Origin of the sequence: Ruminococcus sp. D54t1_190329_F1 (assembly GCF_015551645.1) — a bacterium.
Lineage (GTDB): Bacteria > Bacillota > Clostridia > Lachnospirales > Lachnospiraceae > Blautia_A > Blautia_A faecis.
The window spans coordinates 13562-27827 of record NZ_JADNDC010000048.1; the positions used below are offsets into that span (position 1 = coordinate 13562).

The 14266-nt window shown below is 41.0% G+C and carries 15 protein-coding genes and 1 pseudogene; 11 read left to right on the forward strand and 5 right to left on the reverse strand.

The genetic code is table 11. The annotated features are described in order from the left end of the window. Positions 1-80 precede the first annotated feature (80 nt). Together I2D69_RS17290 and I2D69_RS17295 are read right to left on the reverse strand one after the other, a co-directional pair. Positions 81-2339, reverse strand: a complete 2259-nt coding sequence (locus tag I2D69_RS17290) for a glycogen/starch/alpha-glucan phosphorylase (RefSeq protein ID WP_195380297.1) — start codon at positions 2337-2339, stop codon at positions 81-83. A 141-nt stretch (positions 2340-2480) separates the two neighbouring features. Then, complete coding sequence (locus I2D69_RS17295) at positions 2481-3377, reverse strand: AraC family transcriptional regulator (RefSeq protein WP_243243847.1); 897 nt, start codon at positions 3375-3377, stop codon at positions 2481-2483. Between the two features lie 370 nt (positions 3378-3747). Between I2D69_RS17295 and I2D69_RS17300 the strand changes: the two genes are divergently transcribed. The 11 genes and pseudogenes from I2D69_RS17300 (at position 3748) to I2D69_RS17350 (ending at position 12150) form a co-directional block, all read left to right on the forward strand. After that, on the forward strand, positions 3748-4527 hold the full coding sequence (locus I2D69_RS17300) for an HD domain-containing protein (protein ID WP_347708400.1): 780 nt from the start codon (positions 3748-3750) through the stop codon (positions 4525-4527). Further along, a complete protein-coding gene (locus I2D69_RS17305) occupies positions 4521-5087 on the forward strand; it encodes a SprT family zinc-dependent metalloprotease (RefSeq protein ID WP_243243848.1) in 567 nt (188 codons plus the stop codon). Before I2D69_RS17300 ends, I2D69_RS17305 begins: the two co-directional genes overlap by 7 nt. Next, positions 5087-6085 (forward strand): glycoside hydrolase family 5 protein, encoded by a 999-nt coding sequence (locus I2D69_RS17310; protein ID WP_195380299.1) that lies wholly within the window; start codon positions 5087-5089, stop codon positions 6083-6085. The genes I2D69_RS17305 and I2D69_RS17310 overlap by 1 nt, the downstream gene beginning before the upstream one ends. Positions 6086-6220: 135 nt before the next feature. Then, positions 6221-7402 (forward strand): annotated as a pseudogene (locus tag I2D69_RS17315) (endonuclease Q family protein); the annotation flags it as partial. A gap of 64 nt (positions 7403-7466) precedes the next feature. Continuing rightward, complete coding sequence (locus I2D69_RS17320) at positions 7467-7928, forward strand: metallophosphoesterase family protein (RefSeq protein WP_173734986.1); 462 nt, start codon at positions 7467-7469, stop codon at positions 7926-7928. A 169-nt stretch (positions 7929-8097) separates the two neighbouring features. Then, entirely contained in the window at positions 8098-8574 is a 477-nt protein-coding gene (locus I2D69_RS17325; RefSeq protein ID WP_195380300.1) for a hypothetical protein, read from the forward strand. After that, positions 8571-8933, forward strand: coding sequence for a CidA/LrgA family protein (locus tag I2D69_RS17330; RefSeq protein ID WP_118578807.1), 363 nt, complete (start codon positions 8571-8573; stop codon positions 8931-8933). The genes I2D69_RS17325 and I2D69_RS17330 overlap by 4 nt, the downstream gene beginning before the upstream one ends. Next, on the forward strand, positions 8930-9622 hold the full coding sequence (locus I2D69_RS17335) for an LrgB family protein (RefSeq protein WP_195380301.1): 693 nt from the start codon (positions 8930-8932) through the stop codon (positions 9620-9622). The genes I2D69_RS17330 and I2D69_RS17335 overlap by 4 nt, the downstream gene beginning before the upstream one ends. 285 nt (positions 9623-9907) lie before the next feature. Next, complete coding sequence (locus I2D69_RS17340) at positions 9908-10165, forward strand: hypothetical protein (protein ID WP_148462181.1); 258 nt, start codon at positions 9908-9910, stop codon at positions 10163-10165. Positions 10166-10175: 10 nt separating this feature from the next. Continuing rightward, positions 10176-11165 carry a WYL domain-containing protein gene (locus I2D69_RS17345; RefSeq protein ID WP_173734981.1) on the forward strand — a complete coding sequence of 330 codons (990 nt, stop codon included), beginning with the start codon at positions 10176-10178 and terminating at the stop codon, positions 11163-11165. Next, a complete protein-coding gene (locus tag I2D69_RS17350) occupies positions 11155-12150 on the forward strand; it encodes a biotin--[acetyl-CoA-carboxylase] ligase (protein WP_226814857.1) in 996 nt (331 codons plus the stop codon). Before I2D69_RS17345 ends, I2D69_RS17350 begins: the two co-directional genes overlap by 11 nt. A gap of 68 nt (positions 12151-12218) precedes the next feature. On the opposite strand, the gene I2D69_RS17355 is transcribed toward I2D69_RS17350, so the two are convergent. Genes I2D69_RS17355 through I2D69_RS17365 form a run of 3 tightly spaced genes read right to left on the reverse strand, consistent with a single transcriptional unit; the run spans position 12219 to position 13995 of the window. Then, positions 12219-12986 (reverse strand): hypothetical protein, encoded by a 768-nt coding sequence (locus I2D69_RS17355; RefSeq protein WP_195380302.1) that lies wholly within the window; start codon positions 12984-12986, stop codon positions 12219-12221. Position 12987: 1 nt separating this feature from the next. Then, positions 12988-13482: a hypothetical protein gene (locus I2D69_RS17360; protein WP_195380303.1), complete on the reverse strand. Its 495-nt coding sequence runs from the start codon at positions 13480-13482 to the stop codon at positions 12988-12990. Beyond that, positions 13483-13995 carry a sigma-70 family RNA polymerase sigma factor gene (locus tag I2D69_RS17365; protein ID WP_118578819.1) on the reverse strand — a complete coding sequence of 171 codons (513 nt, stop codon included), beginning with the start codon at positions 13993-13995 and terminating at the stop codon, positions 13483-13485. Between the last annotated feature and the right edge of the window lie 271 nt (positions 13996-14266).

Below are 14266 nucleotides of genomic sequence, written 5' to 3' on the forward strand. Positions count from 1 at the left end.
TAGTACTTCAGAGTGAAAATGTGAATATTGTTAAAAAAAATCCCGCGACAGCTATATATACTGCCACGGGATGGACTTTTTTAGTTTAAATGCCAGATATCTTTATTATACTGCTCAATGGTTCTGTCAGAAGAGAAGAATCCGGCTTCTCCGATATTTACGAGCATTTTCTTTGCCCAGCTGCTGCGGTCTTCATAATCCGCAAATACCTGATCTTTAACTTTAATATAATCTTTGAGATCCAGCAAAGTCATAAACCAGTCTTTATTCAAAAGCTCGTTATAGAAGTTTCTCAGATGTTCCTCTTTACCAAGCTTCAGCATCGGCTCGCTGACAATAAAATCTACATACTTTTTAATATCAGCATCTCCCTCATAAATTGCTCTGGAATTGTAATCCATCTTCTCATAATGCTTGATAATTTCATCACTGGACTCACCAAAGATATAAATATTATCCTTGCCAACCAGATCACTGATCTCAACATTTGCTCCGTCCATAGTACCAAGAGTAATAGCACCATTCAGCATAAACTTCATGTTTCCGGTACCGCTTGCCTCCTTGGAAGCCAGGGAAATCTGCTCGGAAATATCGCAGGCAGGGATCAGTTTTTCAGCAGCACTTACATTGTAGTTTTCCACCATAACAAGCTTCATATAAGGTGCTACGTCCGGATCATTCTGAATCAAGGTTTCCAGAGTCAGAAGCAGATGAATGATATCTTTTGCAATGTAATAAGCAGGAGCTGCTTTTGCACCAAAGATGAAAGTAATCGGTCTTTCCGGTTTCTTTCCGTCTTTGATTTCCAGATACTTATAAATAATATAAAGAGCATTTAACTGCTGACGTTTATACTCATGAAGTCTCTTGATCTGGATATCAAAAACACTGTTTTCATCAATCTCGATGCCAGTATTTTCCAGAACAAAATCCTTGCAGAGCTTCTTTGCATTTGTCTTGATCTCAAGCAGCTGATCCAGAACCTTCTGGTCATCTTTGTAAGCCAGAAGCTTCTTCAGTTCATCGGCATCTTTCTTATAACCCTCTCCAATAAGTGAAGAAATAAACTTGGTCAGTGGCTGGTTGCAATACATTAACCAGCGGCGGAAAGTAATACCATTGGTCTTATTATTGAATTTTTCAGGATAAATTTCATAAAACTGATGCAGCTCGGAGTTCTTCAGAATCTCTGTATGAAGGGCTGCAACACCATTGATTGAGAAGCCATAATGAATGTCCATATGTGCCATATGAACCAGATTATTGCTGTCAATAATAGCAAGATTTTCAGCCGGATATTTGGCTTTTACTTTTTCATCCAGCTTGCGGATGATCGGAACCAGCTGTGGAACAATGTCTTCCAGATAATGGATTGGCCATTTTTCAAGTGCCTCAGCCAGAATTGTATGATTGGTATATGCACATACATGGGAAACGATTTCAGTAGCTTCATCAAAGTCAATTCCACGCTCACCAAGAAGGCGGATGAACTCAGGAATGATCATACTTGGGTGAGTGTCGTTGATCTGAACGACAGCATAATCAGCCAGATCATGAAGATTGCTTCCCTTGGAAACTGCCTCATCCAGAATCAGCTGAGCGGCATTGCTGACCATGAAATACTGCTGGTAAACACGAAGTTTACGTCCATCTTCATCACTGTCATCCGGATACAGGAACAGTGTCAGATTGTGGAGAATATCCTTTTTGTTAAAGGTAATTCCATCATGAACCATGGACTCATCTGCCAGATCAATGTCAAAAAGGTTAAGGTGGATTGCTTTGTTTTCATAGCCTGCAACATCAATACTATACATGGTAGATTTCAGGGAAAAACCTCTGAAAGGAACCATATAAGTTACGTCTGTAGCAGTCAGCCAGGAATCAGGAGTGATCCATGGATTCGGTACTTCATGCTGAAGATTGTCTTCAAAAACCTGTTTGAAAAGTCCAAGATGGTAATTCAGACCAATACCTTCTCCAGGAAGTCCAAGTGTTGCAATAGAATCCAGAAAACATGCAGCCAGACGTCCAAGACCACCATTTCCAAGAGATGGTTCTGGCTCAACGGACTCAATTTCTGCAAGAGATTTGCCATTTTTTTTCAGAAATTCTGCAACCTCATCGTAGATTCCAAGATTGATCAGATTGTTGGAAAGAAGTTTACCAATGAGAAATTCGGCAGAAATATAGTAAATTTTTTTCTTGCCATCGTGATAGCCTTTTGCAGCTAACTGCTCTTTTGTATAGGTCAGAAGTGCTTCGTATACTTCCTGGTCGGTACATGCTGCGCAGTCTTTGTGGAACATGTTCTGGATCATAGTTTCTAAAGCTTTCATAATTATTTTCTCCTTTCGAGAGCGTGTGAATGATGCTCGTCTGAAATCCACCGGTATGCCTGATGCCGTGGACATCACCTTTGTTCGATGGTGTTATATTAGCATATGCATCTCTTAGAAAAATACAACAAAACTGTTCTGTTATGACATTTTTTTGCGGAATTTGTGAGGGGACAGCTGATTGGCTTCCTGAAATTTTTTTATAAAATAACTGGTATTGTTAAAACCTACATCCAGAGCAATGTCCGTCACAGATACATCTGTATGCAAAAGCAGGGACTTTGCCTTTTCAAGTCTGTAGTCATTCAGGTAGGCTGCTGCTGTTTTTCCGGTATACTGTTTGAACAGCTTCATAAAATAGAATTCACTGTAATTGGAAAGACCGGACAGTTCCTTTACAGACAGAGGCTCACGGTAATGGGCACTGATATAGTCCAGGACCTTTTTTACAGATAAAAGATTCCTGTTCTGTTCGGCATCTGTAGTAATGATATAATTTCCTGCCAGCATTTCATAAAAAAGCCCATAGAAAAGTCCTTTCAGCTTCATATAATAGAAGGGCGGTTTTTCCTTGTGGCATTTATGGATCTCGCAGAAAAGATGGAAAATATTATTATAATTTTCATTGGCAGGAGTGATCAGATGGGTGAATTCTGCACGGTTCTCCATAAGCAGGGAGATTACTTTTTCCTGACAGAGATCCCCTGCAGGACCCGCCAGAAAGCTAAGGTCAAACACCACGCTTCTGTAATATAAAATATGTCTGGAATCTGACTTGATTCCATGCAGAACACCGCTGTTGACAATGAGAAGATCTCCCTCTTTCAGACGCAGTGTTTCCCGGTTAAGCCTTGCAAGCCCGTTTCCCTTGTCAATACAGATGATCTCCATTTCTTTATGCCAGTGGTTGTATAAGGAGCGGAAAATCTCACAATTATCTGTATAAGTTTCTACTGGCAGCTCAAAAGAACCATGGGTTTCAAGCTCCTTCATGGTTTCGTCTACGTTTGGTGAAATATCAGGTATTTTATCTGCCATGGCATCCTCCCTGAAAATGAGTATTATCCACAAGCTTCACGAAGCATGCAGAATTGTGTTATCTATGAACTTTGTTCACAAAAACGCCTCGCGGAACGTTACCAGTGAACCTTAACGAAATGTAAACAATAGCGAAATTTGTTTGCTTATAATTAATATATGTTATCATTGTCTTGTATTATACGTTATGCGTCAAACCTTCGCAAGTCTGTAGAAATTTTCGAAAATCTGACGCTTTTATTGGAAAAGAAAACCAGGTGGTTTATAATAAGGATTAAAAGAGCTGCTGTTCAGTATCTGCACATTGACAAAAGCGGTTGCTTAATATTCGCTCTGGATGTGCAAAAGATATAGCAGAAAGGGAGACATTTTGAAGATAGATTTTAAACATGCAAGAGGCGTTTTTGAGGAGTATTTAAACGGATATGACAGAGAAGATGAAAAGATAAAATTAAAAATCATTCACACATATGGGGTGGTAAAAAGTGCTCGTGAAATTGGTCACAGAATGCACTTGAATGAGGAAGACCAGCAGCTTGCAGAGCTTATTGCCCTGCTTCACGATATTGGAAGATTCCAACAGCTTCGTCTTTATAACAGCTTTTCACCAGACACTATGGATCACGCTGCATTCGGTGTACAATTGTTATTTGAGGGGGAAAATCCGATGATCAGAAGATTCATAGAAGACCGAAGCTATGATGAGCTCATTCGCGTGGCAATTGCCAGACACAGTGATTTCAGGCTGGAAGGAATTCAGGACGAAAGAACTCTTTTCCACGCAAAAATGATCCGCGATGCAGACAAGCTGGACAATTGCAGAGTGAAGCTGCTGGATTCTGTGGAGGCTATGATCGGTGTCCCTCAAGAGTATGCCGGAGAAGGCAAAATATCTCCAAAGGTATGGGAATCCTGCCTGAGAAAAGAGGCAGTTTCATCTCCTGACCGGATTACATCCGTAGATTACTGGATGTCCTATGTAGCGCAGTATTATGACCTGAATTTTAAGGAAACATGGCAGATCATGAAAGAAAAGAATTATATTTCCAGAATTATAAAGCGGTTGGAATATAAGGATAAAGACACCAGGGAAAAGATGGAAATACTGGAGCAGCAGATGAACGCTTACATGGAGAAAATCCTATGCTGAGCCCTCAGATTTCCTACCAGATCATCCGCAGCAGCCGCAAAACCATGAGCCTGGAAATTAAGGCTGATGGCAGTGTTGTTGTACGCGCGCCTCTCCGTCTTTCCGAAACAAAAATTCAAAAATTTGTGGAAGAAAAACAAGAATGGATCCTGAAAAATCTGGAAAAAATCCAGAAAAGAGATGCACAGAAAAAGAACGTACAAAAGCTGTCTGCCTTGGAAAGACAGCATCTGCAGAATAAAGCCTGCGTGGTAATTCCAAGGCGAGTGGCATATTATGCAGAAAAGCTGGGGGTAAGCTATGGGAAAATTAACCTGCGTCAACAGAAAACAAGATGGGGAAGCTGTGCCGCAAATGGGAATCTGAATTTTAACTGGCTGTTAATTCTGGCACCGCCTGAGGTGCTGGATTATGTGGTGGTCCATGAGCTTTGCCACCGCATGGAAATGAACCATTCCAAGGCATTCTGGAAAGAAGTTGAGAAGATCCTTCCAGATTACCAGGAAAGACAAAAGTGGCTGAAAGACAACGGCTGGAGATTAATGGAGGAGGGTCTTTAATGGAAAAAAAAGGAAAAAAATGGTTCGGTTTGCTTATTGCAATCGTATTTTTATGTGCATTCTGTGTACCAATATCGGCTGCGTCTAAGCTTCCCAGATTACAGGTAAAAGGCACACAGCTTGTAAACAGCAGTGGAAAAAAAGTACAGCTTAGAGGTATCAGCACCCATGGTCTGTCCTGGTATCCGGAGTATGTAAATCAAAGTGCATTTACTTTTATGAAGAAAAACTGGAAGGTAAATGCAGTGCGTCTTGCCATGTATACTGCTGAATATAACGGCTATTGTACCGGGGATGCATCCAATCGGCGTAAGCTGGAAGCGTGTATTGATAACGGTGTAAAATACGCCACAAATGCAGGTCTGTATGTGATCATTGACTGGCATATTTTAAGTGATGGAAACCCTCAGCAAAATCAGAAAGAAGCTTTGAAGTTTTTCAAAAAAATGGCAAAAAAATACAAAAATAATACCAATGTAATCTACGAAATCTGCAATGAGCCAAATGGAGGAACATCCTGGAGTACAATAAAAAAATACGCTGAAAAGATTATAAAAGGTATCCGCACCTATGACAAAAAAGCTGTGATTCTGGTAGGAACGCCCAACTGGTCACAGGATGTAGATCAGGCTGCGCTTTCCCAGGTTAGTAAGAAATACAGGAAAAACGTAATGTACACCCTGCACTTTTATGCAGCAACACATAAGGAATGGCTGAGAAATAAAGCACAGGCTGCCCTTGATAAAGGACTGCCGTTATTTGTATCCGAGTTTAGTATCTGTGATGCTTCTGGAAATGGTGGACTTGATAAAGCTGAAGCGAAAAAGTGGCTGACTTTCCTGGATAAAAACAATATCAGCTATATGGCATGGAGCCTGTCAAATAAAGCAGAAAGCTCTGCATTTATAAAATCTGGCTGCAGTAATACAGGAAAATGGTACTCAAAGAACCTGACAGCGGCAGGAAAATGGATTACAAACTGGTATAAAAAGAAATAAAAAGAACACATTGGAAAGCATTTTTTTCTATAGTTTTGAGAATTTTGAGCAGTTGCAGATCAAAATATAAATGACTGAAATGGAGTTGATTAAGTGGAAATAATCGCAGATCTTCACATTCATTCCAGATATTCCATGGCAACAAGCAAGCTTGGAACCCCGGAATATCTGGATCTGTGGGCAAGAAAAAAAGGAATTTCTTTAGTGGGAACCGGTGATTTTACCCATCCTGCCTGGCGGGAGGAACTGAAAGAAAAGCTGGTTCCGGCAGAAAGTGGACTGTATCGGTTAAGAGATGAATATGTGCTGGAAGAGGCGAAAATGCTTCCTGGGGGAGCTCCCCGTTTCGTAATTACAGGGGAGATCAGTTCTATCTATAAGAAGAATGGAAAGTGCCGCAAGGTGCATAATGTACTTCTTTTATCCGGCCTTGAAGAAGCAGATAAAATAGCTGGGAGACTGGAAAAGATTGGAAATATTCACTCAGACGGAAGGCCAATGCTGGGACTTGATTGTCACGATCTTCTGGAAATTTTACTGGAAAACTGTGCCGATGGAATGCTGGTTCCGGCACATATCTGGACTCCCCACTTCGGACTTTTTGGTGCCGCCTCAGGGTTTGATACCATGGAAGAATGTTTTGAAGATCTTACTTCATATGTTCATGCTGTGGAGACGGGATTATCTTCAGATCCACCTATGAACTGGCGTTTATCTACACTTGATGGACTTCAGCTGATCTCAAACTCAGATGCACATTCTCCATCAAAGCTTGGAAGAGAGGCTAACTTACTGGACATTGAATTGTCCTATCAGGGACTTTATGGTGCTGTCCAATATGGAAAAGGTCTTCTTGGAACACTGGAATTTTTCCCAGAAGAGGGAAAATATCACTATGACGGACACAGAAAATGTCACATCTGTCTGAGTCCGGAAGAAGCAGAAAAGTATCATGGAATATGTCCTGTATGCGGGAAAAAACTGACTATGGGAGTGAATCACAGAATTATGGATCTGGCTGATAGAGAAAATGGGTTTGTGAGAAAAAATGCCAGACCTTTTGAGAGCATTGTACCTCTTCCTGAGGTAATTTCTGCCTGTGTTGGAAAGGCTGTAACCACCAAAACAGTCACTGGTGAATATGAAAAGATGCTTCAGAAACTGGGAAATGAATTTGATATTTTAAGGGAAATTCCCATTGCGGATATTGAGAAAAAAAGTAGTCGCATGATTGCTTTAGGCATTCAGAAGCTTAGAAACAGAGAAGTTATCTGTAAACCTGGATTTGACGGCGAGTATGGGAAAATCTGTCTGTTTTGAGGAAAAGGCTGGGTGTCTTTTAGAAAAAAATATAGATGAATGTGGTATAAGGAACGGTGAAATGGCAGAAAATAAGAAAATTAAAATTGGGATTATTTCAGATACTCATGGTCTTTTACGGACAGAAGTTCTGGACATATTACAGTCCTGTGACTGCATTTTTCATGCTGGAGATGTGGACAGACCGGAGATTCTGGATGCTATAAGATTATTGGGCGCTTTATATGTAGTGCGAGGAAACAATGATGGATGCTGGGCACAGAATTTGCGAAGAAGTCTGAACTTTACAGTGGGAAATGTGAAATTCTTTATGGTTCATGACAGGAAAGATGTTGCCTGGGAGTTAGGGGATACTCAGGTAGTGATTTTTGGACACAGTCATCAGTATTTTGCAAAAGAAATTGACGGAAGGCTGTGGCTGAATCCTGGAAGCTGCGGCAGAAGCCGCTTTGGGGGAGATGTGACCATGGCAGTTATGACCGTGGAAAACGGCAGCTGGCAGGTGGAAAAAATCGTGTTCTGAACAGCCGCAATGTGGAAAAAAGGAATATCCAGAACACAGTTTTACAATTATGTTGTAGAAAAATTGGGAAAAACAGGGGAGAGAATTGTCGAAAGATGACATTGCAATTTTAACAAGATAATGTATAATAGGGCAGAAGAAAAAGCCATGAAAGAAATGAGGATTTGCAGTGGAGAAAAAAGAAATCGATGTGAAATTCATTGTAGGAATTGTCATTCTTCTGGTGATCTTTGGCGTAGTAGGCGGCTCGTTCTGGAATCTGGTTGTCAGACAGGCACAGAAAGACAAACAGGAGGAAGCACGTCTGGAAAATGAAGCCATAAGAGCTATTTATGTGGAAGCCGGAGATATACTGAAGGAAATGGTATTCGTAGATATGGATAAAAAAACTGTTTTCAAGGCAGCGATTCCCAAGGAAGGAATTTATAACAAAAATGATAAATTAATTGCCGGGGATACCTTGGAAAATGGAGATATGGTGAAAATCTACGGTGACGGAAATATGACAAGATCCATCCCTGCACAGTATCCAGGGATTACAAAGATGAAGCGAAATGGCAGGGCTTCTCTTGAGGAGCTTCAGCCTTATCTGGAAATTGCAAATGAACTTCTTTGTGGAGACAGCGAGGAGGAAGACAAAAAGTGAAGTATCTGAGGCAATTTTGTATTATTTTGCTGGTTTCAGCGTTGGGGGAGGGATTACATATCCTTTTGCCTCTTCCGGTACCGGCCAGTGTATATGGTCTTGTGCTGATGCTTGGAGCACTTGCAAGCGGAATTCTGAAACTTGAGCAGGTAGAGGAAGCAGCAGATTTTCTGGTTGAAATTATGCCGGTTATGTTCGTTCCTGCAGGTGTGGGCCTTTTGGAAGCGTGGGGTGATCTGCAGCCAATCTGGCTTCCTGTTGTGCTCATAACAATTCTGACAACCGTCATTGTAATGGTAGTTACTGGACGCAGTACTCAGTTTGTGATCAGAAAGGACAGGGGGAAAGATAAGAAATGATAAATTTTATAGAAAATTCCCTGTTTTTCGGGGCGGCATTAAGTCTGGCTGGATATGAGGTCGGTCTTTTGCTGAAGAAAAAGTTTAAAATGGCGCTGTTTAATCCTCTTTTGATTGCAATTCTATGTGTAATGGGAATGCTTCAGCTTATGCAGGTGGATTATAAGACCTACAATGCAGGCGGTCAGTATATCAGTTATCTGCTTACTCCTGCTACAGTATGTCTTGCGGTACCGCTTTACAGACAGCTTACTCTGCTTCGTAAGAATCTGAAAGCTGTCATTATAGGAATTGTTTCTGGTGTACTTGCAAGTATGGTCAGTGTCTTGATTTTTGCAAAGCTGTTTGGACTTTCCCATTCAGAGTATGTTACTCTGCTTCCGAAATCCATTACTACAGCCATTGGAATGGGTGTATCGGAAGAACTTGGCGGACTTGTTACGATCACGGTTGCAGTTATTATTATCACTGGTGTGCTGGGAAATGTGATTGCGGAGGCAGTCCTTAAAGTGGCAAAAATTGAGGAGCCTATCGCGAAAGGTCTGGCACTTGGAACTTCAGCCCATGCCATAGGTACATCTAAGGCAATGGAACTGGGTCCTGTAGAAGGTGCTATGAGCAGCCTGGCAATTGCCGTTGCCGGACTTCTTACTGTTATCGCCGCTTCTGTGTTCGCCGGATTTATGTAAAAACATGTTTGTGGATTAACTACTATGAAAGTATAGTGAATAAATAAGCCTGTAGACATGTTCATTTAGATTTTGTAAAAAGGAAAACGTCTGATTCTGTTTAAAACAGGTTCAGACGTTTTTTTATTACTCAAAAAGCGAACAGATATTCGAAAATGATGGATTCATACCGTTTTATAGGACTAATATTGTGGTAGACTAGTCTCATGAAGAAAATATGTTCGGAAAATACGTTCGGTATTTGATGGCGGATGATATTGGAGTTTGGGAAACGGAGGAGATATTATGTGGAAATCAGGCAGAAATATTAACAGCAGAAGAGCTGCCCTTGCAGAGGGATATATGGAGGATACACAGGAGAGCCGCGGCAGGAAATTTTCCGGGAGCACAGCCATGATACTGGGACTTTTTATTACATTGGAGCTCATGATCGGGGGAGCTATGATCTTTAATTATGATTTTCATGGTGCAGATCTTATTGCTCTGCTCTTTGCTTTTATGGTATTATATTCTGGAGTCGTAGCAGTATTGACAGATAAATAGGAGTAAGGATATGCCAAAATCTTTCCAGCAGAAACTGAAAATTTTATATCTTATGCGAGTCTTTTCTGAGAAAACAGATGAGGCACATCCCATGAGTGTGAAAGATCTGATTTCCTATCTGGAGAGTCTGGGAATTCATGCAGAGCGGAAGACGATATATGACGATATAGAGACTTTGCGTGTGTTTGGAATGGATATTATGAATCGAAGAGAGAGACCGTCAGGTTTTTATCTTGCAAGCCGTGAGTTTGAGACTGCAGAGCTGAAGCTTCTTGTAGATGCTGTTCAGTTTTCCAGATTTCTTACTGTTGGGAAATCGCGGCAGTTGATCCAGAAATTGGAGCACCTTACCAGTATTTATCAGGCCAAAGACCTGCAGCGGCAGGCAATCGTACTGGATCAGGTGAAGAATACAAACGAGAGCATTTATTATAATGTAGATGAGATACACAGAGCAATTTCACAGAACAGACAGATCAGCTTCCAGTATACAGAATGGACAGTGTCCAAGGAGAAACATTTGAAGAAAGGTGGAGCTCGCTATCAGATCAGTCCATGGCAGATGATATGGCAGGATGGTAATTATTATCTGATAGGAGTTGATGAGAAGAGTGGCATTGTGAAGCATTACCGCGTAGACAAAATGTTGAAGATCCTTACAGAGAATGAAGCAAGAAATGGTGCCGAACTCTTCCGAAAATTTGACAGTGCCAGATTTGCTGCCGGTACTTTTGGAATGTTTGGAGGTCGTGAAGAGAAAGTTAATCTGGAATTTGAAAACCATCTTGTTGGTGTAATGATTGATCGATTTGGGCAGGATATTATGATCATGTCCAAGGATAATGAGCACTCTGTCACCAGAGTACAGGTGAATGTAAGTACACAGTTTTATGGCTGGCTTGCTGCCCTTGGAAATAGCGTGAGAGTGATTTCACCGGAGAATGTGCGAAAAGAATACCGGGATTTCTTAAGAAAAGCCCTGGAGAATTATGAAGGATAAAAGCATGACGGTTAAATCCAGACTTTTGGAGTTATTAGAACAGCATAAAGGTGAAACTTTATCTGGCGAGGATATTGGCAGGGAGCTTTCCTGTACACGAGCCGCAGTTTGGAAAGCTGTGAACAGTCTGCGCCAGGAAGGATACCCCATTGAGGCCGGACCGAATAAGGGATATATGCTTGCAAGAGAGAGTAATCTGATTTCAGCAGAGGGAATCAGACTTTTTCTGGAGGATCCACAGGTTGAGATAAAAATATTTGATGCAATCAGCTCTACCAATCTGGAGGCCAGGCAGCTGGCTGTGAGCGGAATGGCTGGACACGGCTCTTTTGTTGTTGCCATGGAGCAGACAGCAGGAAGAGGACGAAGAGGCAGGGAGTTTTATTCTCCTAAAGGCAGTGGGATTTATCTCAGTGTTATTCTGGAACCGAAGGGGACACTGGAGGGCAGTCTTCTGATCACTACTGCAGCAGCTACTGCAGTGTATAAGGCTGTGAAAGAAGTATGCGGTGTAAAACTTGGAATTAAATGGGTAAATGACCTGTACAAGGATAACCGTAAGGTTTGTGGTATTCTTACAGAGGCGGTCACAGATTTTGAAAGTGGAAATATAGAATTTGCAATTGTAGGAATTGGGCTGAACTTGTACGTTGAGCAGGAACAATTCCCAAAAGAGCTTCAGGAAATTGCCGGAGGAATCTACGAAGATGAACAATCCTCCAGAACTGCGGACAGGAACCGCCTTGCAGCGCAGATTGTGAACTATCTTCTGGAAGAAACCCGGGAATTGAAATTGTCAGAAGAATACGTGGAACATAATATTGTTCCAGAAAATGAAATTACAATTACAGATAATAAAAGCAGCAGAAGTGCCAGAGCATTAGCGATTTGTCCAGATGGGAAATTGCTGGTTCAGGAGACTGATGGCACTCAGAGTAAGCTGGCTTTTGGAGAAATCTCAATAAAAATACCGCCGATAAAATAAATTTATCGGCGGTAAAGTTATTAGAAATATTATGTGGCAGATACCTGACTTTTATTGGAATAGTTACTCTATTTTGCAGAATTATTGTCTGGTTCAGCAGTAATGAATGGTTGAACTGAAGTAGTATCCGAAATTTTGATATCGGTATTCTTTATTACATTATCCGCATTCTGATCTGGCTGTGTTGTTGAAGACACTGTTGAGGCAGGTGCTGATTTTGTATTCATTTGTGGAGCGCTGTTATCAACAGGCTGTTGATAAGGACGATATGGCTGCCAATAATGTTCTGCCACATCTTTTTTACAATCAGCTTTTTCGTCAGGAGAGATGCTTTTGATTTTTCCTGTAAGAAGCTGATAACCGGCAACGATGATCAGAATTCCAATGATAACAGAAGGAATCTGGTACATGATATCCTGTATAATAATAGCCAGAGAATTTGGTAAAATCCAGAAGAGCAGATCACGGAAACCATTCCAGAAAACAGCAACTCCGAAAACAATCAGGAGAATTGCCGCAATTTTAATATGTTTTTGCGAGAGCCTGATATTATTCTGAAATATACGGTCAAGATGCAGAATATAGTTATCCTCTATCGCGTAAAATTCTTCTTCCGGCAGTTCTTTCAAGTTATGAACATGGAAGAAACTGTAGAACCATAATACAGGAAGAAAGATAACCAGAGAGGAGATATTAAGCCCTCCGGCAATTGCGATAATAGCCCAGAATAGAGTCATAATGCTGATTCCCTGCTTAAAGAATCCCATATACATTTCTCCCGCACCAGGAATCAGGGAAGAGATAAAAAGCAGGAATCCCTTTTTTTGTTTTTGCATGTTAGTTACCTCCGTTTGTTATTGTATTTGAAATAGAATTAATGTAGTTGACAACTTTCTGGGGAGCATCAGAGATTCCATCTGTAATTCCATTTGAAAAATTACGTAATGAAGTTCTAATTTCCCGGCGCGTTTCAGATGATTTGGCTGTGGACTGCGGAAGCTGAGGCGAGACGAAGTCCATTTGCCCAAGGCTGAACAACATAACCAGTGCAAGTACGACTCCGACTACAGTGCGGAGCCCCTCATAGAAAAACCGCATTTTATAGGTAGCATTCGCTGCTGTTTTCTGTATCTGAATATCAGGAGCTGTAACACGTTCCATAATTGTTTCTTTCAGATAGGCGGGAGCTGAGGATGCATGATCTGTATATTCGTCCGCAAGCTGGTTAAGACAGTAGTCGCAGTGATTCATATGTTCCAGAAATGCAATGATTTCATCAGTGTTCATCTCTTCATTTTGAAAATTATTTAGGTCATTACTATTGATATGCATTTAATCGCTCCTTTCTGCCAACATTTTTTTCAACATGTTTTTTGCACGATATAGCTGTGTCTGAATGGTCTTAGGGTTTTTGCCTTCTTTTTGCGATATTTCTGTTACGGACATCTGTTTACAGAAATGAGCAATGGCAATTTCCTTGTAAGGACTTTTCAGGCCGCTGCATATCCGAAATACCTGCTGTTCCGAATCAGACTGCAGATACTGTTCCTCTGGGGAAGAATGATTCTCCAGATCAGGAAGCTGTGAGAAATAAATATCTTCCGTTGGAATTGAACGGCGTCCGGCAGCTTTTAGGAAATCAAGGCATTTGCGTACTGCAATTTTGCTAAGCCAGGCTTTTTCATAAAGCCCATCGAAGTGGGCGAGACTTTTGTAGGCAGACAGGAATACCTCTTGAGTGAGGTCTTCTGCATCGAAAGGATTACCTACTGATTTCAGACATATGGAATATATCAGATTCTGGTATTGGTCAATCAGATATTCCAGATATTCTTCCTGTGAAATGTTATCAGCCTCCTTCCTGTCCGTTCTCTAATTATAACGCGACTGCCTGATAAAGTTCTTCAAAAATAAATAAAAATTTTGTAATTATTCAGCTGGTACTATTTTGCAAGGTGTTTTTACTATAAAAGTCCCGGATGGAAACCATGAATGAGCCATGCTTGCATGAGAGAATTCATAGATATCGGATGGGCTAGTATAGTATCCATCTAGTAATAATAGTTTACAGTTACTTGCTTTTTTGCTATACTCCATTCAAAAAACAGTTCTGGAG